The following is a 21486-nucleotide window of genomic DNA, read 5'->3' on the forward strand; positions in this document are numbered from 1 at the left end:
GGCCGAGGCCAGCAGCGAAGGCGCCGGCGCGGCGGGCGGCGGCACCGGCAGGCTGGCCCCGGGCGCGCGCGCCGCGGCCACGGGCGCGGCATAGGTGGAGCCATCGGGGATGGGCTCCATCCGCACCACGCTGCTGCCGGCGCCGGGGTCGAGGCTGGCCACCTGCACCGGAGCCGCAACCCCGGGGGGCGCCTCGCTGGCGGCATAGGTGGAGCCATCCGGGATGGGCTCCATGCGCACCACCGGGCCGGGCGGCAGGCTGGCGACGCGCACGCCGGGGTCCACGGCGTTGCGCTGCTCGCGCAGCGCCAGCATGGTGGCGGCATCGCCCCGGCGCGGGCCGGGCGGGATGTTCAGCGGGATGTCCGCCGCCGCATAGACTTCCGGCGCGGCGCGGCGGCTCGGATGCGCATCGACGATGCGCGGGCCGATGCGGGCGACATAGTTGCGCGTCTCGCTCGGCAGGCCCTTGCCGTTCCAGAGGTAGTCCTCCAGCCGGCGCGGGCCCGCGTTATAGGCGGCCAGGAAGCCGGGGCTGCCATACAGCTCATACATCTCCCGCACATAGGCGGTGCCGGCCATGATGCTGTTCCACGGGTGGTAGGGGTCTTCCCCCAGCCCGTAGCGGCCGCGCAGCTCGGAATAGGTGCCCGGCATCACCTGCATCAGGCCCATGGCGCCGACGGGGCTGCGCGCGGTGACGCGGCCGCCGCTCTCCTGGCGCATGACCTCGCGGATCCAGCGCTCGGGCACGTCAAAACGGCGCGAGGCTTCCTTGATGTAGGGCCCCCAGGGGTCGCTGGACGGCCCGGGCGGATCATAGCTGGCGGGCTGTGGCCATGCGGCGGCCTCGGCCGCGGCGGAGGGCGAAACCCTCGCCTGCTGGCTGCTGCCACAGGCAGCGAGCAGCGCCACCATGGACAGGGTGGCCGCCATCCGGAGGCGCCCCCCCGGCGCCATCCGGCCCTTCTGGAACGGAGTCATCCCCTGTTCTCCGTTGGCCCGCGGACTGTCCCTGTGCTGGATCGGCGGCGCCCCCACGCCACGAATCCGGGGCAGACCCCAGGTTGAGGTTTCAACAGAACATCTGCGGCTAAACCGCTAAAGGAAACAGCGGATTGGCGCAAGCCAATCCTGCGCGGCACCGCTTCCCCCCGCCCCCCCCCCTGGCGAAACCGCCCCGGCGCCCCCATCCCTTGGGGTGGGACTCCGCGGGCCAGCGCCATCCGGGTGGCCCGCCTGGCCAGGGCGACTCGGCCGGCGGCCCCTCCGGCGGGCGGCGGCCCCGCCGGCCCCGCCGCGCGCACCCGCCCCGTGCCCCCCGCCCCTCCGCAAGGCCCGCGGGGGGGGGGCGGGGCTGGGCCGTTACGGCGCGGCGCGTTAGGTTGGAACAGGGCCCCCGGCCAGTCCGGGGCCGCCCGGTGATGTGACACAGAGGGACTCCGCCATGCCCGCGCCTTCTCGCCTCTCCTCCGGTCTCCGCGCCGGCCTCGCCCTGTTGCTGCTGGGCGGCGCCGTGGCGGCCTGCGCGCCGCAGCAGACCGGCACGACCTACAGCGCGGCGGCGCTGGGCCGGGCGGCCTCCGTCTCCTATGGCACCATCGTCGGCATGCGGCCGGTGACGGTGCAGAATGAAAGCGGCGCCGCCGTGGGCACCGCCGCCGGCGCCGTGGCCGGTGGCGTGGCCGGCAGCTTCATCGGCGGCGACTGGCGCTCCAACGCGCTGGCGGGCCTGGGCGGCGCGGTGATCGGCGGCCTGGCCGGCAATGCCATCGGCCGCGGCGTCAGCACCGCCAATGCCGTCGAGTTCTTCATCCGCGAGGATCGCGGCGGTGACATCTCCGTGGTCCAGACCAATGAGGAAGGGCTGCAGGTGAATGACCGCGTGGTGATCAGCCGCGGCGACCGCACCCGCATCTCGCGCGCCGCCGGTGGGCCGCCCCCGGCCGCCTATGCCCCGCCGGCCAGCTATGGCGGCGCCTATGGCGGCATGAAGTAAAGGGCGGCCGGGAAGCCTCTGGCGGTTGAGGGGGCTTTGCCCCCTCAAACTCCCCCCCTCAAACTCCCCCCCTCAAACTCCCCCCCTCAAACTCCCCCGGCAGGGGGCAAGGTGCCCCTGCACCCGCCATCAGCGGACACTCCCTGGCGGGGGGAATGCTTCCCGGTGTATGAGCCGCGCCCATGCAGCACGCGGCCCTTCCCACCTATCGCATCGACGCGAGCCAGCCGGACCGGCACGGCCGTGCCATGGCCGACCTCACCGGCGGCCTCACCGGCTGGCGGCTGGCCTGGGCCCTGGCCCAGCTGGACCTGCGCAACCGCTATCGCGGCTCGGTCATCGGGCCTTTCTGGGTGACGCTCTCCACCGCCGCCATGGTGGGCGGGCTGGGGCTGCTCTATTCGCAGCTCTTCCGGATGGACCTCGCCACCTATCTGCCGCACCTCGTCACCAGCCTGATCGTGTGGAACGCGCTGGCCGCCATGGTGGCCGATGCCACCACCTGCATGACCAGCGTCGAGGGGGTGATCCGCCAGCTCCGCCTGCCGCTGACCACCCACGCCCTGCGCTGCGTCTTCCGCAACGCGCTGAACGTGGCGCACAGCGTGCCGCTGATCCTCATCGTCTTCGCGCTGGTCGGGCACTGGCCGGGGGCGGCGGGGCTGCTGGCCCTGCCCGGCCTCGCCATCCTGGGCGTGAACGCCGTGGCCACGGCGCTGTTCCTTGGCATGCTCTGCGCCCGCTTCCGCGATATCGGGCAGATCGTGGCCAATGTGATGCAGATGGCCTTCTTCCTCACCCCGGTCATCTGGAAGCCGGAGCTGCTGGGGGAGAAGGCGAAGTGGCTGCCGCTCAACCCCTTCTACACCATGCTGGAGCTGGTGCGCGGCCCGCTGGTCGAGGGGGGCGGCAGCCTGCTGGTCTGGCTGGCGGCGCTGGGCTACAGCGCGGCGCTGGCGGCGGTGGCGCTGGCTTTCTTCATCCGTTTCCGCAACCGCGTCGCCTTCTGGGTCTGAGATCGTGGCCAGCATCACCGCCCGCGGGCTCCGCATTGAGTTCCCGCTCTACCACCTGGCCGCGCGCAGCCTGAAGAAGCGGCTGCTGGCCAAGGCGGCCATCCGCCTCAAGACGGACGAGTCGAACCGCGTCGTCGTCTCCGCCCTGCAGGATCTCAGCTTCGACATCCGGCGCGGGGAGCGGGTGGCGCTGGTCGGCACCAATGGCGCGGGCAAGACGACGCTGTTGCGCACCCTGGCCGGGATTTTCGAGCCGGTGGCCGGCACGCTGGAGGTGGTGGGCGAGGTCGGCTCGCTGATCGACCCTGGCGCGGGCATCGATTCCGACAGCACGGGGCGGGAGAATATCCGCCTGCGCGGCCTCTATCGGGGCATGGACGAGGCGCAGATCGCCACGCTGGAGGAGGATGCCGCCGCCTTTTCCGGCCTCGGCGAGTTCCTGGACATGCCGACGCGGGGCTATTCCGCCGGCATGCAGGTGCGCCTGTCCTTCGCGCTGGCGACGGCGATGGCGCCGCACATCCTGCTGATGGATGAGTGGTTCCTGGCCGGTGATGCCGACTTCATGGCGAAGGCCGAGGCGCGCCTGGCGCGGCTGGTGACGGGGGCGGACATTCTGGTGATCGCCACGCATGACATGGCGGTGGTGCGGCGCTGGTGCACGCGGGTCATCAAGATGGAGCAGGGCCGCATTGTGGCGGATGGCTCCGTGGAAGACATTCTCGGCCCCGCCCCCTGAAGGCGGGGTCCGGGGTGGCCCTGCCACCCCGGCGGGGGCACGGGGGCAGAGCCCCCGTTTTTTATATGTTGGCCCCTCCGGGGCCGGGGGGGGGGCAGAGCCCCCGTTTTTTGATCGGTTGGCCCCTCAATCCCCCACCGGCTTGCCGCGCATCTTCTTCACCTCGCCGCGCCGGGTCTTGCCTTCCAGGCGCCGCTTCTTCGACCCCAGGGTGGGCTTGGTGGCGCGCCGCTTGGGTGGCGGCGGCGCGGCGGCGGCGCGGATCAGCTCCAGCAGGCGTTCCAGCGCATCCTCGCGGTTGCGGGCCTGGGTGCGGAACTGCTGGGCGGTGATCACCACCTCCCCCGCCGCGGTGGCGCGGTGCCCGGCCAGGGCCAGCAGGCGCTCGCGCACCGGCTCGGGCAGGCTCGGCGAGTTGCGCGCATCGAAGCGGAGCTGAACCATCGTCTCCACCTTCTGGATGTTCTGCCCGCCGGCACCGGAGGCACGGGCGAAGCTTTCATCCAGTTCGGCCTCGTCGATGCTCAGCCGCGCGGTGACGGGAATCCGGGCCATTGTTCTTCCAGGGCTCGCGGGTGGCCTTGAGGGGGCTTTGCCCCCTCAACCCCCAGCAGGGGACAGGGTCCCCTGCACCCGCCTTCAGAAAGGGTTTCCAAAGGCCTCAGGCCTTTGGTGGGGAGAGGCTGAGAGGGGCAAAGCCCCTCTCAGGAGCCCACATTAAAGCGCGGGGAGCGGCGCCGCCACCGGCGCATCCAGGCCGGCCGAGCGGCCCAGGGCGCCCCAGGCGCGGTCATACTGCGGCGGCACGCGCACGGCCTCCATCCGGCCCAGAGCGGCGGCGGCGTGCAGCGGCCAGTAGGGGTCGCGCAGCGTGGCACGGGCCAGCAGGACCATGTCGGCCTGGCCGGCCTCCAGCACCTCCTGCGCCTGCCGCGGCTCGGTGATCAGCCCGACCGCCGCCACCGGCAGCCCGGCCCCGGCGCGCACCGCCGCCGCCCCCGGCACCTGGTAGCCCGGCCCGAGCGGGATCTTCTGGTGCGCCACCAGCCCGCCGGAGGAGACATCCGCCAGATCGACGCCCAGCGCCTTCACCTGCCGGGCGAGTTCCACCGTCTCCTCCGTGGTCCAGCCGCCCTCCGCCCAATCGGTGTGGGAGAAGCGGATGCCCAGCACGACGTCGTCGGGGATGGCGGCGCGCACCGCCGCCACCGCCTCGCGCACGATGCGGGTGCGGCCGGCGAAATCGCCGCCCCAGCCGTCATTGCGCTGGTTGCTCAGCGGCGAGAGGAACTGGTGCAGCAGGTAGCCATGGGCGGCGTGGAGCTCGATGAAGCGGTAGCCCACCGCCACCGCCCGCCGCGCGGCCTCGGCGAAGCCGGCGATGACATCGGCGATGCCGGCCTCATCCAGCGCCGCCGGCTCATGCATGTTGGGGTAGGCCAGGGCGCTCGGCGCCACCGGCTGCCAGCCATGCTCGCGGGCGAGGCCGCCGACCCAGGGCTGCGCCGCGCTGGCCTTGCGCCCGGCATGGGCGATCTGGATGCCCGGCACCGCCCCGGCACTGGCGATGGCCTGGGCCAGCATGGCATGGCCCGGCTCCTGCGCCGCCTCCCACAGGCCGAGATCCTGCGGGGTGATGCGCCCCTCCGGGCGGATGGCGGTGGCCTCGGCGATCACCAGCCCGGCGCCGCCGATGGCGCGGGCGTGCAGATGCGCCAGGTGCCAGGGCGTCGGCCGGCCATCGGGGTTGGCGGAATACTGGCACATCGGCGCCACGCCAATGCGGTTGCGGAAGGTGACGCCGCGCAGCGTCAGCGGCTCGAACAGGTCGGTCACGAGGCGGGCCTCCAGGTCCAGGGGGGCAGGCGCCCCAGGCGGTTCTCGAACACGGCGAACCATGCCGGCGCGCCGGGGCCGCGCGGCAACAGCCGCCCCGCCCCATCGGCCGCGAAACGGGAGAGGGTGACGGCATCGGCCACATTGCCGCCCACCGCCTGCACCTCGCCGGGCAGGGTGCGGACCACGATGTCGCAATGCATGGGGCGGAACTGCCCGGCCTCGGCCGGGCGCTCCGTCCAGGAGCGCAGCGGGCGGGGGGAGCGGTCGGCGCAGACGAGATCCCCCGGCTGCGGCGCATAATCCGCCACCTCATGCGGCAGGAAGGGCGCGGCGTCCGGGAAGGCGCGGGCATCGGCCAGCAGCCCGTCGAGATAGAAGGCATGGGCGGCGGAGGAAGGGAATTCCCGCTGATCCACCCCCGCCCCGCGCATCACATAGCTGATGAAGGCGGCGGACCAGGCGGGTTCGCTCCACAGCCCCTCCGGTATGCCGGGCGAAGCCAGGGCGGCGGCGTAGCGGGCGCGGTTGCGGCGGATCGGCTCCGCCCCTTCCGGCACGGCGCGCCAATAGGCCAGGACGCGGGGGAAGTTTTCCAGCTCCCCCTCCGGGGCGGGCTGGGGGGAAGGGCGGTGCTCGCCGGCGGCCAGGGTGATCCGCCCCCATTCCGCCCATTCCTCCAGGGCGATGCGCAGCATCCGCTCCCGCGCGCTGGCGGGGTAGGAGAGCGGCGGAGCCGGGGCGGCGGCCGGCGGCGGCGGCGGCGCGGCGCAGGCGGCCAGCAGCAGCAGGGGCAGCGCGGCCCGCAAACAGCGTTTGAGAAGAGGACCGGCCGTCTTGAGAGGGGCTTCGCCCCTCTCAAACTCTCCCCACCAAAGGCCTGAGGCCTTTGGAAACCCATCCATGGGTTCCCCCTGATGGCGGGTGCAGGGGACCCCGTCCCCTGCTGGGGGTGTTTGAGGGGGCAAAGCCCCCTCAAGACCACAGCCCCTCCCCATCTCAGGCCGAAGCCGGGGCGGCGGCAGGCGCGGCGGCCTGGCGCAGCGGCGGCACCTCGGGCGCGGTCAGCCCCAGCAGGACGGCCAGCTGCGCCTCCGCGCTGCCCTCCCCGGCGAAGGCGCCGGCCAGGATCTCCAGCGCCTGCCCGCGCTCCCGCACCCGGCGGCGCAGCATCTGGAAGCCGGCATCGAGCAGGGCCTGGGCGTGCTGCATCTCGGCCGGGGCGAGGGTGACAGCCCCCGCCTCCCCGGCGGCGCGCACCGCCTGGAGGGCGCGCATCATCAGCCCGAGGGCCAGGGTGGTGAGGGCGCCATCCTCCACCCAGCCGCCCTCAGGGGTGGGGGCGCGCACCAGCGGGGTCTCCAGGGGGAATTCCTCCCCCTCCACCCGCGCCATCATGCGGCGCTGCTGGAGGGCGGCGAGGCCCTGGCGCAGGGCGGGCTCCAGGCGCGGCTCCAGCCGGCGCGGCGCCAGCACGGCCAGGGCGAGCAGGGCCGCGGCGTGGTCCGCCAGCAGGGGCGGCCGGCCGGGCAGGGCGAAGGCGCCGCCCTCCGCCGCCGGGTTCTGCTGCGCCAGCAGCAGGGCGAGGCCGGCGCGCAGCCGGAGGAGGAAGCCTTCCTCCCCCGTCGCATGGTGCAGCGCGTCGAGGGCGAGCAGGGTGAAGGCCAGGCTGCGCAGCGGCAGGCGGCCGGGGCGCGGCCCTTCCGGCGTGCCTTCCCCCAGCCGGGCGAAGAGGGCGTCCAGATGGCGGCGGCACCAGGCGAGCAGGGCCTCGCGGCGGCCGGGGGGCAGGGGCGCCTCATAGGCACCGGCGGCGTCGTGGCGGATCTGCGTGGCCAGGGCGTGGAGCACCACGCCGGGATCGGGGCAGAGGCCGGGGCCACGCCCGGCCAGCGCGCCATCGCGCAGCAGCGCGGCATAGGTGGCGGGCTCCCCGGCCAGGGTGCCGAGGGTGAGCAGGCGGGCCTCGCGCACCTCCAGGCTGCCACCGGCGGGCAGGCTGTCCGTGCCATGGCGCAGCAGCAGCCAGTGCGGCCGCCCCTCCCGCTGCTCCAGCCGCAGCCCGACCACCGCGCCCGGCGCGGCGGGGGCGAGGTGCAGGCCAAGGGCGGCCTCGGCCGGGGCCTCCTCGACCAGGGAGACGAAGCTGGCCGGCCCCTCGCGCAGCAGCGGCGCGCCATCAGCGGGCAGGGCGGCAGGCAGGAGGCCACCGCCCCCCGCCGAACCCAGGGCCAGATGCGAGAAGGGGCGCGGAACATCGGTGGACAGCCCGTCCACCGCCGTGGCCAGCCGCACGCGGCGCAGGCGGATGCCCGGCTCGGCCCGCAGCGTCACCGCCATGTGCAGGCGCGGATCCCCGGCGATGATGCGGTATTCATAGCGCAGCCGGGCCACCACGCGCTCGCGCTTCACCAGCAGGCCGGTCTTCACCTTCAGCGTGCTCTCATGGAAGAGCAGGGCGCCATCGGGCTGCGGCAGCACGCCCTGGTCGGTGATGGCGTCCTCCACATCCAGGGTGAAGCGGTCGAAGCCGATCTGGAACTGGACGAGGTGGCCGGTGTGGTGCAGGCCATGCTCCGGGCGGCCATGCGCCACCTGCCACAGCAGCCCGCGCGAGAGGTCGCCGCGGAATTCATGCGTGGCGGTGACGATGTGCAGGGCGCGCGGATCGGCCGAGAGAATCGCGCAGGAGGCCGGGGCGGCATGGGCCAGCAGCACGGCGGTCTCGCCCTGGGCCAGCAGCAGGTCCGTCAGCCCATCGGCCAGGGTGGCCCAGCGCGGGCGCAGCGCCGGCAGGGACAGCAGCTCGGCCGCCACCGCCGCGTCCTCGGTGCGGCAGGCAGCCGCGTCGGGTGGGGCGCCGGGTGGGGCGCCGGGCAGGACGGCACTGGCGGGGGTGGGGCGCAGGGCCGGCCGCACCGCGCCGCCCAGCGTCACATCCCGCAGCAGCATCTGCTCCAGGTAGACGATCAGTCGGTCGCGCTCCGCCGCGCGCAGCATCTCGGCCATGGTCCCCGTCCGGCTCCGGTCACTCTCCAGCCGGTATGATAGGGCGTGCCGCGCCGCAACGCACCCCACCCCGAGGCCCCACCCCGAGGATGGGCGCTCACACGGCGCGGCTGTGGCGGCCAGGCCCCTGGCCCAGATAGGCATCGAAGGCCGCCGCCGCGTGGCGCAGGAAGCGGCGCTCGGCCACTTCCAGCCGCCCCGCGCGCTCGGCCAGGACGCCATCCGCCAGCAGCGGGGCGAGGCGCGGGCGCGCCGCCTCCAGCACCGCCGCCGGCACCTCGGCCAGCGGCAGGGCGAGGTCGCACATCAGCCGCTCGATCAGGCTGCCGCGCAGGCGGTCCTCCCCGCTCAGGGCGCGGCCGCGGGCGATGGGCAGGCGGCCGGCCTGCACCTCGGCCAGCCAGCCGCGCTCATCGGCGATGTTCTGCGCGAAGCCCGCCGGCAGCCGCCCGATGGAGGAGGCGCCGAGCCCCAGCAGCACCGGCGCCGTATCCGTCGTATAGCCCTGGAAGTTGCGGCGCAGCGTGCCGGCGCGGGCGGCCAGGGCCATGCTGTCCCCCGGCCGGGCGAAGTGGTCGAGGCCGATGCGCAGATAGCCCGCGGCCTCCAGCACGGCGGCGGCGGCCTCGGCCTGGGCCAGCCTTTCCTCCGCATCGGGCAGCAGGCTGGCGTCGATGGCGTTCTGCGCCGGCTTCATCCACGGCACATGGGCATAGCCGAAGACCGCCACGCGGTCCGCCCCCAGCGCGGCGGCGAAGCGGGCGCTGGCCTCGGCCTCCGCCACGCACTGCCCGGGCAGCCCGTACATGAGATCGAGGTTGATGGCGCCGATGCCGCGCGCGCGCAGCAGGGCCACCGCCTGCTCCACCTGCCCCGCGGGCTGGATACGGCCGATGCGCGCCTGCACCTGCGGGTCGATATCCTGCACGCCGAGGCTGGCGCGGTTGATGCCGCCGCCGGCCAGGGCCTCGGCGATTTCCGGCGTCAGCACGCGCGGGTCGAGTTCCACCGCCAGTTCGGCATTGTCACGGAAGGGGAAGCGCGCGCGCAGGGCGGCCAGCAGCCGGGCCAGCCCTTCCGCCCCGATGGCCGAGGGCGTGCCGCCGCCGAGATGCAGCGCCGAGACGCCGCCATGCGCCGGCAGGGCCCCGGCCAGCAGCGCGGCCTCGGCCAGCAGCCCCTCCGTGTAGCGGGCGAGGCGGGAGGGCATATGCGTCACCGCCGTGTGGCAGCCGCAATACCAGCACAGGCTCTGGCAGAAGGGGATATGGACATAGAGCGACAGCGCCTCCTCCGGCGTGATGCCGGAGAGCCAGGCGCGGTACTCGCCCTCCCCCATCGGCGCGAAATGCGGCGCGGTGGGATAGGAGGTGTAGCGGGGCAGGGCGGCGGCGGCGTAGCGGGCGAAGGTCTGGGGCGTCATGCCCCCGACATACGCCCCCCACCTCCCCCTCAACCTTGAACCACATCAATTTTCTTTCAGGCTGCTTTTCTTTCAGGCTGCCGCCGTCCCGTGGTGAGGCGGGACGCGGCAGGGGCGCGGCGCGCTTCCTTTCGGGCTGGCGCCGTCCTGTGGTGCGGGGGGGCACGCATCTGAAAAAAGTTTTTTGGTTCTTTTTTCCAAAAAAGAACTTTTTTCAGGCTGCCGCCGTCCTGTGGTGAGGCGGGGCGCTACAGCGTCAGGCGCAGGAACACGGTGCCGGGGGGTGTCGGCGCGTAATAGGGCGGGATGGGCTGGAAGCCGAGCCGGGCATAGAGGCCCAGCGCCTCGGCCATGCCGGGCAGGGTGTCCAGCCGGATTTCGCGGTACCCGATCTGGCGGGCGGCGGCGATGGCCGCCTGGGCCAGGGCGGCGCCGAGCCCCAGGCCGCGCGCCTCCGGCAGCAGGAAGAGCCGCTTCATTTCCGCGCAGCCCGGTTCCTCCATCGGGCGCAGGGCGACGCAGCCGAGGGGCTGGCGGGCGCCGCCGCGCGCCAGCAGCAGGGTGCCGCCGGGCGGGGCATAGCGCCCCGGCAACCCCTCCAACTCCGCCGCGAAATCCTGGTAGCCGAGATCGACCGGCAGGGACGCGGCATAGCGCCGGAAGAGATCGGCCACCGCCCGCAGATCCTCGGCGCGGCGGGCGGGGTGGAGGGTGAAGCGCGGCCTGACCATGGCCGCAGTAGAAGCCAGGAACCTCACCGGGGCCAGCGCAAAGCGGCGCGGTGTTTTGCCCCCTCCCCCTCTGGCCCTGGTTTTGCTTCGATCCTGGCATGACAGCCCGCATCGCCTTCACCCTGAACGGGGACGCCCTGACCCTGCCGGCGGAGACGCCGCCCGGCATGACCCTGCTGGACTGGCTGCGCGCCCCGGCGCCGCTGGGGGCGGGGCTGAGCGGCACCAAGGAGGGCTGCGCCGAGGGCGATTGCGGCGCCTGCACCGTGGTGCTGGAGGAGGCGGGGGGCCACCGCACCCCGGTGAATGCCTGCCTGGCGCTGCTGGGGCAGATGCATGGCCGGGTGCTGCGCACGGTGGAGGGGCTGTGCCAGGGCGGCGCGCCGCACCCGGTGCAGCGGGCGATGGCGGAGGGCGATGCGACGCAGTGCGGCTTCTGCACCCCGGGCCTCGTGATGTCCGCCTGGGCGCATGCGCGGGAGGGCGGCGCGGCGCATGAGGCGCTGGCGGGCAATCTCTGCCGCTGCACCGGCTATCGGCCGATTCTCGCGGTCTTCGAGTCGCTGCCAGAGGAGGAAACGCCGCCCCCCGCCACGCTGCCCGCGGCCACGGCAGCGGCGGAATTCACCGTGCCGGGGCAGGTCTTCCACGCCCCGGTGACTCTGCCGGAAGCCCTGGCGCTGCGCGCCGCCTATCCCGATGCCTGGCTGCTGGCGGGGGGGACGGATCTTGGCCTGCGCGTCTCCGAGCATCGCGAAAGGCCGGGGCGCATCCTGAGCCTCGGCGCCGTGGCGGCGCTGCGGGCGGTGGAGGCGGCGCCGGAGGGGCTGCGGATCGGCGCGGCCCTGCCCTATGGCGCGCTGCTGCGGCAGCTGGACACGATGCCGGAGTTCGCGCCTTTCGCCGCGCTGCTGCGGCGGCTCGGCTCGCGGCAGATTCGCGGGCTGGGCACGCTGGGCGGCAATCTCGGCACGGCCTCGCCGATCGGCGATGCGCTGCCGCCGCTGCTGGCGCTGGGCGCGCGGATAGAAATAGCCTCCGCCGCGCGCGGCCCGCGCCGCCTGCCGGTGGAGGATTTCCTCACCGGCTATCGCCGCAATGCCCTGGCGCCGGACGAGATCATCACCGCCATCCTGCTGCCGCGCCCGCCGGCCGGGGCGCTGCTGGCCTGCGAGAAGCTGTCGAAACGGCACGACCAGGATATTTCCACCGTCTCCGCCGCCTTCCTGCTGCGGCGGGAGGGGGCGCGGATCACCGAGGCGCGGCTGGCTTTTGGCGGCATGGCCGCCACCGCCGCGCGGGCGCCCCGGGCGGAGGCCGCCCTGGCCGGCGCGGACCTGACCGAACCAAACTTCGCCCGCGCCGCCGCCGCCCTGGCGGAGGATTTCTCGCCGCTCTCCGACAGCCGCGGCAGTGCCGCCTATCGCCTGCGCGGGGCGCAGGGGCTGCTGATGCGGCTGTTCTGGCGCGCCACGCGCCCCGATCTCGCGCTGGAGGTGCAGGCATGAGCGACATCCCGGCCTCCTCCCTGGCCAGCCGCAGCGGCATGGGCGCCGCGCTGCGGCAGGACAGCGCCCTGCGCCACGCCACCGGCGAGGCCCGCTTCACCGACGACCTGCCGGTGCCGCCCGGCACGCTGCATGCGGCACTGGTGCTCTCCCCCGTGGCGCATGGCGTGCTCGCGCCGCTCGACCCAGCCCCGGCGCGGGCGGTGGCCGGGGTGGTGGCCGTGCTCGGCCCGCGCGACATTCCGGGGCGCAACGATATTTCCCCGAGTGGCAAGGCGGCTGAACGGCTCTTCGCCGAGGAACACGTAGAACACTGGGGCCAGCCCCTGGCCCTGGTGGTGGCCACCACGCGCGATGCCGCCCTGGCCGGCGCCGCCGCGCTGCGGCCGGAGATCACGCCGCTGCCGCCCCTGCTCTCCATCGAGGCGGCGCTGGAAGCCGGGGCGCTGCTGATGCCGCCCCAGGTGATCGCGCGCGGCGACTGGGACACCGCCCTGGCCCAGTCCCCCATCCAACTGCAAGAAGAATTCCGCTGCGGCGGGCAGGAGCATTTCTATCTGGAAGGGCAGATCGCCCTGGCCATCCCCGGCGAGGATGGCGAGGTCACGCTGCATTCCTCCACCCAGCACCCGACGGAGGTGCAGCACATCGCCGCCCGCGTGCTGGGCTGCGACTATGCCCGCGTCACCGTGCAGTGCCGGCGCATGGGCGGCGGCTTCGGCGGCAAGGAAAGCAACGCCTCCTGGGTGGCCGCCGCCGCCGCGCTGGCGGCACGCGCCACCGGGCGGCCGGTGAAGCTGCGCCTCTCCCGCAAGGTGGACATGGCCGCCACCGGCAAGCGCCACCCCTTCCTCTACCGCTGGCGCGCCGGCTGCGACGCCACCGGCCGCATCCTGGCGCTGGACGCGCTGATGGCCGCCGATGGCGGGCACAGCCTGGACCTCTCCGGAGGCGTCCTCTTCCGCGCCATCACCCACGCGCTGAACGCCTATGACGTGCCGGCGCTGCGCGTCACCGGCCTCGCCTGCAAGACCAACACCGTCAGCAACACCGCCTTCCGCGGCTTCGGCGGGCCACAGGGCGCGCTGCTGATGGAGGATGTTTTTTTCAGTGTGGCCCGCGCCACGGGGCTCAGCGTCGATGAAGTCCGGGAAAGGAACTTCGCGGGCGGGCCGAACGGGGCAGAGACACCCTATGGCCAGGCGCTGGAAGGCGACCTCATCCGCCGCGTCTGGGCGGAGGCGAAGCAGGAAGCCGGCTGGGAGGCCCGCCGCGCCGAGATCGACGCCTTCAACGCCAGCCACCCGACGCTGCGGCGCGGCCTGGGCGGCTTCGTCCTGGCCTTCGGCATTTCCTTCGGCATCATGGCGATGAACCAGGCCGGCGCCCTGGTGCATGTCTATACCGATGGCTCCATCCGCCTGAACCATGGCGGCACCGAGATGGGCCAGGGCCTGTTCATCAAGGTGGCCCAGGTGGTGGCCGAGGTCTTCGGCGTCGAGGTGGAGCGCATCCGCATCACCGGCACCTCCACCGCCGAGGTGCCCAACACCTCCCCCACCGCCGCCAGCACCGGCAGCGACCTGAATGGCTGGGCCGCCCATGCCGCCGCCAGCACGATCCGCGCCCGCATGGCGGAGGTCGCCGCACGCCGCTGGGGCGCCGCGCCGGAGGAGATCACCTTCGCCCAGGGGCGCGTCACCGCCGGCAACCACAGCATGGAATTCGGCGAACTGGCCCAGCTCTGCTGGGCGGAGCGCGTCAGCCTCTCCGCCACCGGCTACTACAAGACGCCAGAGATCCACTGGGACCCCGTGGCCATGCGCGGGCGGCCCTTCTTCTATTTCTCCTACGGCGCCGCCATCGCCGATGTGCTGGTGGATACCCTGACCGGAGAACACCGCGTGCTGCGCGCCGACCTCGTGCAGGATTGCGGCCGCAGCCTCAACCCGGCCATCGACCGCGGGCAGATCGAGGGCGCCTTCCTCCAGGGCCTCGGCTGGCTCACCTGCGAGGAATTGTGGTGGGACACAGAAGGAAAACTCCGCACCCTCGGCCCCTCCACCTACAAGATCCCCGGCTCGCGCGAGATGCCGCCGGTGCTGAACCTGCGGCTGCTGGAAGATGCCCCGGCGCGGGTGAACACCATCTTCCGCTCCAAGGCCGTGGGCGAGCCGCCCCTGCTGCTCGCCACCGCCGTGTGGAACGCCCTGCGCGACGCGCTGGGCGGGCGAAAGCTCGATCTGCCCGCCACGCCGGAGCGGGTGCTCGGGGCGGTGGCGGGGGCGGCCCTGCCACCCTCACGGTAAAAAACAGAAAGAAAAGCGGGGGGATGGGATCCCCCCGCACCCCGCCTTCAGTCGGGCCGGACCAGCAGGGTCATGCCCTCCACCGCCAGGACGCGCACATCCTGGCCAGGGTCGGCCCGGCCCTCCAGCCGCGCGGGCCAGTCGGAATCCCCCACGCGGGCGCGGCCCGCGCCCAGCCAGACGCCATGCCGGCCCACCAGGCCAGAGGCCGGGGTGTTCAGCCCGCGCCGCGTCACCGCCGGGCGCATCGCCTTCAGCGACACCGCGATGCCCGCCGCCAGCAGCCCGACGAACACCACCAGCGCCGCCGGCAGGCTCGGCTCCACCGCGGCCACCAGCAGCCCGGTGCCCAGCGCGGCCGCCCCGGCCCAGACCAGGAAGACGCCAGGGACCACAAGCTCCGCCCCCAGCCCCAGCAGCCCCAGCACCATCCAGAGCGACCAGAGCGGCATCACACGCGCCCCGCCTCAGGCACCGAGCCGCCCCGACGGGGTCCAGCAGCCACCCCGGCCGCCCCCCCGGCCCCCGGCGCATGGCGGAACAGCTCCAGCGCCCCGGTGATGCCACCCGCCATGGCCGAAGCCTCCACCGGCACCACCACCAGCTTCGCGGCCGGGTTGGCCGCCATCTGGCCGAACGCCTTGATGTAGTTCTCCGCAATGAAATAGCCGAGCGCGGCCTCCCCGCCATCGCGCGCGGCGGCGGCGACGGCGCGGGTGGCCTCCGCCTCCGCCTGGGCCAGCCGCTCGCGCGCCTCGGCATCGCGCCGGGCGGCTTCCAGCCGGCCCTCGGCCTCCAGCACCTGCGCCGCCTTCTCGCCCTCGGCGCGGGCAATCGCGGCCTCGCGCTCGCCCTGGGCACGGGCGACCATGGCGCGCCGCTCGCGCTCCGCCGTCATCTGCGTGTTCATCGCCGCCACCAGATTGGCCGGCGGCTCGATCTTGCGGAGCTCCACCCGCGTCACCTTCACCCCCCAGGGATCGGTCGCGCCATCCAGCACGCCCAGCAGGTGGGTGTTGATCTTGTCGCGCGAGGACAGCGCCGAATCCAGGTCCATCTCGCCGATGATGGCGCGGATATTGGTCATGGCCAGCGCCGTCAGCGCCTGCTTCAGGTTCTGCACCTGATAGGCCGCCTGGGCCGGCTCCATGACACGGTAATAGACAATGCCATCGACCATGACATTGGCATTGTCCCGCGTGATGACGGCCTGTTCCGGGATGTCCAGCACCGTCTCCTGCACATTCATCCTGTGCCCGATGCTGTCGATATACGGGATGATGAAGTTCAGGCCCGGTTGCAGGATATGCGTGAAGGCGCCGAAGCGCTCCACCGTCCAGGCCTGCCCCTGCGGCACGGTGCGGATGCCTTTCAGGGCCGTCAGGATCGCCAGCCCCACCAGCACCAACAGCACGATCAGCGAGCCACTCACCTGCAGGTCCATGCGTCGGGTTCCTCTGTTTTTTTCAGCACCCCGCCAGGAAAGAGAAAAAGGCAGAGTGTTCTTTTTGAAAAAAGAACCAAAAACTTTTTATCAGTTTGGCGTCCCGCTATGCCGGGAGACGGCGGCAGCCTGAAAGAAAATCAACCAAAGGCGCCGCATTCCAGCGACACCACCGCCGAGACCTCCCGCACCAGCGCGAACATTTCCCGCAGGGGCTGGACGATCTCCTCATGCTCGCGGCCATAGCCGCCATGGCGCGGCGCGGGCGGCTCGGCGAAGTCCAGCGCGGCCTCGGGCGGCTCCTGCGCCGGAAAGACCTGGGCCAGCAGCGCCACCGCCCCCTCCACATCGAGCCGCAGCAGGCGCCGGACAAGCCCGTCCCGCGTCACGCCATGGCGCGGTGAGAAATCCGGCACGGCCACCGCCACCAGCCAGATGCGGTGAATCAGACAGAGCCGCAGCGCGTGCAGGGCGAAGAGGCGGTCGCTCATGCGCGGAGCCTGGCCGGGCCAGGCGGCGCGCAGGGCGAGGTCATCGGCCTTCAGGCGGCGGAAGACAGCGCGGGCGGGGTCGCCCAGGCCGAGCTCCTCCAGCGCCTGGGACACCGCCACCAGCGCGGCGGCACGGCCAGGGCGGCGCGTCTGCGCCGCGCGGTCCAGCCAGGTGCCGGGGTCCAGGCTGGCGACATAGCCGCGCAGCACATCGGCATCCGACAGCGCCAGCCCGGCACGGGCGAAGGCCAGGGCATTGGCGAAGCGCGGGCTGCCCTCCAGCAGCTCGGCGAAGGTCTCGCCCTCCTGGAGCGCGCCCTGGCCGAGGCCGTGCATCAGATTGGCCAGGAAGCCCATCTGCTGCAGCACCGCGTTGTTGGGGATGGCGCGCAGTTCGCGCGGGTGGCGGATGGTGACGGGGCCGCCGGAATCGCTCTGCCGGTTGGCGGGGCGGCTGCCGGTGCGGTCCAGCAGCGCCGTGCCGAAGGCGCCGAGCAGCGCGGCATAGCCCGGGTCCTCCACCAGACCGCCAAAGGCGGCCCGGGCCCCGGCGAAAAGGTCGGAGGCGAAGCCGCCCTCGACATAGACCGGGTCCGGCTCGCCCTGCGGCAGGGGGGCGAAGGCATGGGTGGCGATGCGGGCCACCGCCGCCTGCGCCAGCGGCGCCGTGCCGAAGATCAGGTAGCCATCGCCCCCCTGGAAGGAGGTTTCCACCCGCACCGGAATGCCGCGCGCGGCGAAGACGGCGCGCACCGCCGGCGGGTCCAGGTAATCCAGCCGCGCCGCCAGCCCGTCCGGATGGCCGCCACGCCCGAGGCCCTCGCCATGGGTGTCGAACAGCACCACCTCCAGCCCCGTCAGCCCGTGGCGGGCGAGGAGATCGACGATGCGCAGCTTCAGCCGCTCGATCAGATGCGTCGCCGCCACCTGCCCGACATAGCGGCCCGAGTCGGAATAGCCGAATTGCAGGCAGAGCCGGCCGACGCGCTGGAGATAGGCGCGCCAGTGCGGGCTGCGCAGCGCCTCCTCCACCACGCGCTCGCCGCGGCGCTCCAGCGCCTCCGCCGTCTCGAAGAGGGGGGAGATCTCGACCTTGTCCTCCACCCCGGCGAGGCGCGCCAGCAGCAGGGCGGCGAGCAGGGTGTAGCCGCTCTCCGTCTCCGCCACGAGGAAGCGGACGGGCTGGCTGGCGTCGATATGCTTGGCGATCTCGGCCACCGTCATCATCAGCCGGGCGGCCGAGGCCTGCTCGGCCATCAGCCCGCCGAGGTCCACCGGCTCGGCCCGGGCATCCTCCAGCGCGGCGTTGATGGCGGCGAAGAGGGCGCGGCGGCGCGCCGGGTCCTCCGGCCCGCTGCCCAGATGCGGGAAGCGCAGGCGCGCGGCGTTGTGCAGCTGCGTGGCGTTCAGCCGCACATGGGTATGCGCCAGGGAGAGCCCATGCGCCACCAGCCCCGCCCGCGCGACGCAGAGGGCCAGGCGCGTCTGCTCCTCCGGCGCGGCGGCGATGGCGGCGGGGAAGAGGTCGAGCAGCGGCTGCGGCGTGACCAGCGCGGCCTCGCGCAGCCCGACCAGGGTGCGGGCGAAGCCCTGGGCCGCCGCCGCGGCGACGGGGCCGGGCGGCGGGCAGGCGGCGATCTGCTCGCCCAGCGCCGCCAGCGCCTCGGCCACCCGCGCGCGCAGGGCCTCGGTGCAGGGCTCCGGCAGGGCGGCCAATTGCCCGGCCAGCCGTTGCAGTTGCAGCCGCTTCATCCGCAGCCGCAGGCGCAGCGTGTCCTGCCAGCCGATATCGGTGCGGCCATCCGTGTCATACCCCACCCAGGAGGCGAGGATGACGGGGCGCGGGTCCAGCACCGTCCAGCGGTCCGGCCAGATGGCGCGGGCGGTGCCGAGGAAGGCGGCGGCGAGCCGGTCCAGCGCATCCCGCCCGTGCAGGATGGCCTGGGCCGCCTGCTCGAATTCCTCTTCCAGCGTGGGGGCGGTGGGGCGGAGCGGCAGCGGGTCGGGCACGGCGATGCCGCCGGCGGCCCGCGCCAGGGCCTGGCTGGATTCGCGCGGCAGGCTGAAGGTGGGATGCGCGGTGAAGACGGCGGCGGCGCGCGGCCGCTCGCAGGCGGTGCGGAAGGCGGCCAGGGGCAAGGGGCTGTCATCCGGGTCCGGCCGGGCGATGCGCGTGGCCAGCGCCGCCATCGCGGCATCCGAGCCGGTCAGCCCCAGGCTGCCCCCCACCCCCTGGGCCAGCCGCTTCGCCTTGTCGAGAAAGGCGGCGCGGCCGAGCTGGCGCAGCAGGCCGGCGAGGTCGGCATGGCTGGCCTCCCCCTCATCCAGCTTGCGGCTGAGCGCCAGGGCGACCGACAGCGCGGGGTTGGCAAACGGGTCCCCCCGCGCCGAGGAACGGGCGGAGGCGACCAGGGCGATCAGCTCGGCTTCGGTGAAACGGGGCATGGCGCCGCATGCTGCATCAGCGAAGGCGGCTTGTCGCGGGTTTTGTTCCGGACACGGAGGGTGTTGTATTTTTTATTAAGGCCATCTTCTTTTTCTGAAGAAAAAGACTTTTTTCAGGCTGCCGCCGTCTCCCGGCACAGCGGGCCGCCAAACTGAAAAAGTTTTTTGGTTCTTTTTTTCAAAAAAGAACGCTGTTTTTTTCTGCTTCCTCGATCAACCCCAACACCTCCCGCGAGAATTCCGGCGGCAGCACGGGACTGCGGCGGGCGCCCTGGCGGAGCAGGTCGCAGAAATGCGCGGCCTCCCACTGATAGGGATCCTCGCCCCAGGGCAGGGCCTCGGCGCGCTCCTGCGGCAGGGCGGCGCGCAGGCGGCGCAGCCAGGGGGAGCGGCGCAGGCGGGCCTTCAGGCCGGTGCCGGGGGCCTCGGCGCCCTGGCGGGAGGGCGGCGGCGCGGCACGGTGGTACAGCGACTCGGGCAGCATGACATGGCCGCCCAGGCGCAGCAGGCCGCTCCGCGCGCCCAGCGTCACCGCATTGGGCAGCAGCGCCTCGAGCGAGGCAGTGAGATGCGCGCTATGCCCGCCGGCATGGCGCAGCAGCAGGGCGGCATGGGTGTCCACACCCCCCTCCCCCCGGCGCAGCACGGCCTGGAGCGACTCGACCGGCCCGAGCAGCTGCCGCGCCAGGGCCAGGAGATAAATGCCCCGGTCGCGCAGCGCCCCGGCACCGGGGGCGAAGAGGCCCGGGCGCAGGGCGGGGTCCTCCGGCGCGCCGAAGCTGGCCTCCAGATGCAGCGGGCCTTCCAGCGCGGCGGCCTGCCCGGCCAGGCGGCGATAGGCGGGCAGGAAGGGCGGCGCCAGCGCCTCCATGAACAGCACCCCGGCGGCCTCCACCGCGGCGAGGGCGGCGGCGCCCTCGGCGGTGTTCAGGGCGAAGGGCTTCTCGCAGAGGATGGCCTTGCCGGCGGCGGCGGCGGCGCGGATGGCGGCGGCATGGCCGGCATTGGCATGGCCGATATAGACGGCCTCCAGCCCCGGCAGGGCCAGCAGCCCCTCCAGGCTGTCCTGCGCCGAGGGGATGCCATGGGCGGCGGCGAAGCCGGCGGCGCGGCCACTGCCTGAGGCCACGCCGAGCAGCGAGACCCTCGGCAGGCCGCGCAGCGTGGCGGCCATGCGTGCCGCCATGCCGCCCGTGCCGATGATGCCGAAGCCGATCGGGCGCGGGCTCATGCGGCGGCCCAGGGCATCGGCTCGGGCGGGGTGAAGCGGCTCTTCACCGGGACGGAGACGCCGCGGTCGGCCGCCTCCTGGATGGCCAGGGTGACCTCGGTGAGATGCAGGGCGAAATCGGCATCCAGGCGCGGGCGGCGATTGCCGGCCTGGGCCTCCAGCACTTCCGCCGGGCCGAGCATGAAGTTCATGGTGGCGGCGCCGCGGCGGGTGACCTTCGGGTGGGTCGGGCCCTTCAGGCGGAAGCGGCGGCGCAGCGGGCTTTCGATCAGGCGGCGGCGCAGGGTGAAGCGCGGGCGGATGCGCACCGGGGCGTCATTATCCCAGCACTCGCCGAGTTCCAGCGTGCCGGTATCGCCGAAGATGCGGATCTGGTGGTCGTGCCGGGCGATGATGCTGCAGGTGAGGCGCGCGACCATGCCGCCCTCGAAGAACAGGGTGGCGCAGGAATAATCCGGCGCGGGCGGGCCGCCATTTTCCAGCGGGATGCCGGAGGTATGGGCGGAGGCGGCGGCCACCTGCCGCACGGGGCCAAACATGGCCATCAGCCAGGTGAGGTAATAGCCGGCATGCTCCAGGGTGCAGCCGGTGGCAAATTCGTCCTGCGCCGGCCAGGGGGCGCCGGACTCGCTGATCCAATGGCGATAGGGCGCCTGGGTGATGAAGCCGTCATCCAGCTCGGCATAGGCGAGGCGCGGCGTGCCGATGGCACCCTGCCGCAGGGCCAGCCAGGCGGTCTGCGCGGATTCACCGAGCAGGCTGCACGGGGCGGAGGCGAGAGACAGCCCCTTCTCCCGCGCCAGGGCGTGCAGGGCCTCGGCATCCTCCAGGCGGGTGGCCAGGGGCTTTTCCGAATAGACGGGAAAGCCGGCCTCCAGGCAGGCACGGCTGACGCCGTAATGCGCGTGGGGATTGGTCAGGTTGAGGATGAGGTCAGGCTTCGCCTGGAACAGGGCCTCCAGCGAAGGGACGGCGGGCGCCTGCCAATGGGCGGAAAAGGCGGCGAGCCGGGCCGCGTCGATATCATAGGCGGCGACGAGGCGGATCTGCGGGAAGGCGCTCAGGCTGCGCATATAGAGATCGGCAACGTAACCGGTGCCGATGATGGCGATGCTGCCTGTCATGGAATGTCCCTGGATTGGCGGGCATGTCTATAACGGCATCGCAACGCACAAAAAAGCGCCGAGCGTGTGAGCTGGGCGCTTTTGGGTGTTTGCTTTTGATTTTTGGATGCGGGGACAGGATTTGAACCTGTGACCTTCAGGTTATGAGCCTGACGAGCTACCGGGCTGCTCCACCCCGCGT

The 21486-nt window shown here is 73.1% G+C and carries 17 protein-coding genes and 1 tRNA gene; 5 read left to right on the forward strand and 13 right to left on the reverse strand.

Annotation, left to right across the window (positions count from 1 at the left end; genetic code table 11):
* The coding region (locus NON00_RS20555) for a lytic transglycosylase domain-containing protein (protein WP_256024597.1) at positions 1–936 on the reverse strand (936 nt) is incomplete at its 3' end.
* A gap of 511 nt (positions 937–1447) precedes the next feature.
* On the opposite strand from NON00_RS20555, the gene NON00_RS20560 reads away from it, so the two are divergent.
* From NON00_RS20560 to NON00_RS20570, 3 genes are all read left to right on the forward strand, one after another.
* Positions 1448–1999, forward strand: coding sequence for a glycine zipper 2TM domain-containing protein (locus tag NON00_RS20560; RefSeq protein ID WP_256024599.1), 552 nt, complete (start codon positions 1448–1450; stop codon positions 1997–1999).
* A gap of 182 nt (positions 2000–2181) precedes the next feature.
* A complete protein-coding gene (locus tag NON00_RS20565) occupies positions 2182–3015 on the forward strand; it encodes an ABC transporter permease (RefSeq protein WP_256024602.1) in 834 nt (277 codons plus the stop codon).
* A 4-nt stretch (positions 3016–3019) separates the two neighbouring features.
* Positions 3020–3754 carry an ATP-binding cassette domain-containing protein gene (locus tag NON00_RS20570; RefSeq protein WP_256024603.1) on the forward strand — a complete coding sequence of 245 codons (735 nt, stop codon included), beginning with the start codon at positions 3020–3022 and terminating at the stop codon, positions 3752–3754.
* 126 nt (positions 3755–3880) lie between these two features.
* On the opposite strand, the gene arfB is transcribed toward NON00_RS20570, so the two are convergent.
* The 6 genes from arfB to NON00_RS20600 form a co-directional block, all read right to left on the reverse strand.
* Complete coding sequence (gene arfB, locus NON00_RS20575; RefSeq protein ID WP_256024606.1) at positions 3881–4309, reverse strand: alternative ribosome rescue aminoacyl-tRNA hydrolase ArfB; 429 nt, start codon at positions 4307–4309, stop codon at positions 3881–3883.
* Positions 4310–4471: 162 nt separating this feature from the next.
* Positions 4472–5590, reverse strand: a complete 1119-nt coding sequence (locus NON00_RS20580) for an NADH:flavin oxidoreductase/NADH oxidase (RefSeq protein ID WP_256024608.1) — start codon at positions 5588–5590, stop codon at positions 4472–4474.
* A complete protein-coding gene (locus NON00_RS20585; protein ID WP_256024610.1) occupies positions 5587–6399 on the reverse strand; it encodes a DUF2272 domain-containing protein in 813 nt (270 codons plus the stop codon). The genes NON00_RS20580 and NON00_RS20585 overlap by 4 nt, the downstream gene beginning before the upstream one ends.
* A gap of 190 nt (positions 6400–6589) precedes the next feature.
* Positions 6590–8599: a hypothetical protein gene (locus NON00_RS20590; RefSeq protein WP_256024611.1), complete on the reverse strand. Its 2010-nt coding sequence runs from the start codon at positions 8597–8599 to the stop codon at positions 6590–6592.
* A 97-nt stretch (positions 8600–8696) separates the two neighbouring features.
* The gene (gene hemN, locus NON00_RS20595) at positions 8697–10022 is read right to left on the reverse strand and encodes an oxygen-independent coproporphyrinogen III oxidase (RefSeq protein WP_256024612.1); all 1326 of its coding nucleotides are present in this window, start codon (positions 10020–10022) and stop codon (positions 8697–8699) included.
* Between the two features lie 248 nt (positions 10023–10270).
* Positions 10271–10753 carry a GNAT family N-acetyltransferase gene (locus NON00_RS20600; RefSeq protein ID WP_256024613.1) on the reverse strand — a complete coding sequence of 161 codons (483 nt, stop codon included), beginning with the start codon at positions 10751–10753 and terminating at the stop codon, positions 10271–10273.
* A 98-nt stretch (positions 10754–10851) separates the two neighbouring features.
* On the opposite strand from NON00_RS20600, the gene NON00_RS20605 reads away from it, so the two are divergent.
* Both NON00_RS20605 and xdhB read left to right on the forward strand, forming a co-directional pair.
* Complete coding sequence (locus NON00_RS20605) at positions 10852–12261, forward strand: FAD binding domain-containing protein (RefSeq protein ID WP_256024614.1); 1410 nt, start codon at positions 10852–10854, stop codon at positions 12259–12261.
* Entirely contained in the window at positions 12258–14570 is a 2313-nt protein-coding gene (gene xdhB / locus NON00_RS20610) for a xanthine dehydrogenase molybdopterin binding subunit (RefSeq protein ID WP_256024615.1), read from the forward strand. The genes NON00_RS20605 and xdhB overlap by 4 nt, the downstream gene beginning before the upstream one ends.
* Before the next feature lie 47 nt (positions 14571–14617).
* Here xdhB and NON00_RS20615 read toward each other — a convergent pair whose 3' ends face one another.
* From NON00_RS20615 to NON00_RS20640, 6 genes are all read right to left on the reverse strand, one after another.
* Positions 14618–15022 (reverse strand): NfeD family protein, encoded by a 405-nt coding sequence (locus NON00_RS20615; RefSeq protein ID WP_256024616.1) that lies wholly within the window; start codon positions 15020–15022, stop codon positions 14618–14620.
* Positions 15022–16014: an SPFH domain-containing protein gene (locus tag NON00_RS20620; protein WP_256024617.1), complete on the reverse strand. Its 993-nt coding sequence runs from the start codon at positions 16012–16014 to the stop codon at positions 15022–15024. The genes NON00_RS20615 and NON00_RS20620 overlap by 1 nt, the downstream gene beginning before the upstream one ends.
* Before the next feature lie 140 nt (positions 16015–16154).
* A complete protein-coding gene (locus NON00_RS20625) occupies positions 16155–18950 on the reverse strand; it encodes a phosphoenolpyruvate carboxylase (protein ID WP_256024618.1) in 2796 nt (931 codons plus the stop codon).
* Positions 18951–19128: 178 nt separating this feature from the next.
* Positions 19129–20181 carry a Gfo/Idh/MocA family oxidoreductase gene (locus NON00_RS20630; protein ID WP_256024619.1) on the reverse strand — a complete coding sequence of 351 codons (1053 nt, stop codon included), beginning with the start codon at positions 20179–20181 and terminating at the stop codon, positions 19129–19131.
* A complete protein-coding gene (locus tag NON00_RS20635) occupies positions 20178–21305 on the reverse strand; it encodes a Gfo/Idh/MocA family protein (protein WP_256024620.1) in 1128 nt (375 codons plus the stop codon). The genes NON00_RS20630 and NON00_RS20635 overlap by 4 nt, the downstream gene beginning before the upstream one ends.
* 103 nt (positions 21306–21408) lie before the next feature.
* Positions 21409–21485, reverse strand: a tRNA-Met gene (locus tag NON00_RS20640).
* Position 21486: the final 1 nt, after the last annotated feature.

The sequence above is a fragment of the Roseomonas sp. GC11 genome (assembly GCF_024437745.1).
GTDB lineage: Bacteria > Pseudomonadota > Alphaproteobacteria > Acetobacterales > Acetobacteraceae > Pseudoroseomonas.

Bases quoted from the DNA above. Each gene is read 5' to 3' on its own strand.
- NON00_RS20560 (WP_256024599.1), top strand. From the start codon at position 1,448: ATGCCCGCGCCTTCTCGCCTCTCCTCCGGTCTCCGCGCCGGCCTCGCC.
- NON00_RS20565 (WP_256024602.1), top strand. From the start codon at position 2,182: ATGCAGCACGCGGCCCTTCCCACCTATCGCATCGACGCGAGCCAGCCG.
- arfB (WP_256024606.1), bottom strand. From the start codon at position 4,309: ATGGCCCGGATTCCCGTCACCGCGCGGCTGAGCATCGACGAGGCCGAA.
- NON00_RS20590 (WP_256024611.1), bottom strand. From the start codon at position 8,599: ATGGCCGAGATGCTGCGCGCGGCGGAGCGCGACCGACTGATCGTCTAC.
- hemN (WP_256024612.1), bottom strand. From the start codon at position 10,022: ATGACGCCCCAGACCTTCGCCCGCTACGCCGCCGCCGCCCTGCCCCGC.
- NON00_RS20600 (WP_256024613.1), bottom strand. From the start codon at position 10,753: ATGGTCAGGCCGCGCTTCACCCTCCACCCCGCCCGCCGCGCCGAGGAT.
- NON00_RS20605 (WP_256024614.1), top strand. From the start codon at position 10,852: ATGACAGCCCGCATCGCCTTCACCCTGAACGGGGACGCCCTGACCCTG.
- xdhB (WP_256024615.1), top strand. From the start codon at position 12,258: ATGAGCGACATCCCGGCCTCCTCCCTGGCCAGCCGCAGCGGCATGGGC.
- NON00_RS20615 (WP_256024616.1), bottom strand. From the start codon at position 15,022: ATGCCGCTCTGGTCGCTCTGGATGGTGCTGGGGCTGCTGGGGCTGGGG.
- NON00_RS20620 (WP_256024617.1), bottom strand. From the start codon at position 16,014: ATGGACCTGCAGGTGAGTGGCTCGCTGATCGTGCTGTTGGTGCTGGTG.
- NON00_RS20625 (WP_256024618.1), bottom strand. From the start codon at position 18,950: ATGCCCCGTTTCACCGAAGCCGAGCTGATCGCCCTGGTCGCCTCCGCC.
- NON00_RS20630 (WP_256024619.1), bottom strand. From the start codon at position 20,181: ATGAGCCCGCGCCCGATCGGCTTCGGCATCATCGGCACGGGCGGCATG.
- NON00_RS20635 (WP_256024620.1), bottom strand. From the start codon at position 21,305: ATGACAGGCAGCATCGCCATCATCGGCACCGGTTACGTTGCCGATCTC.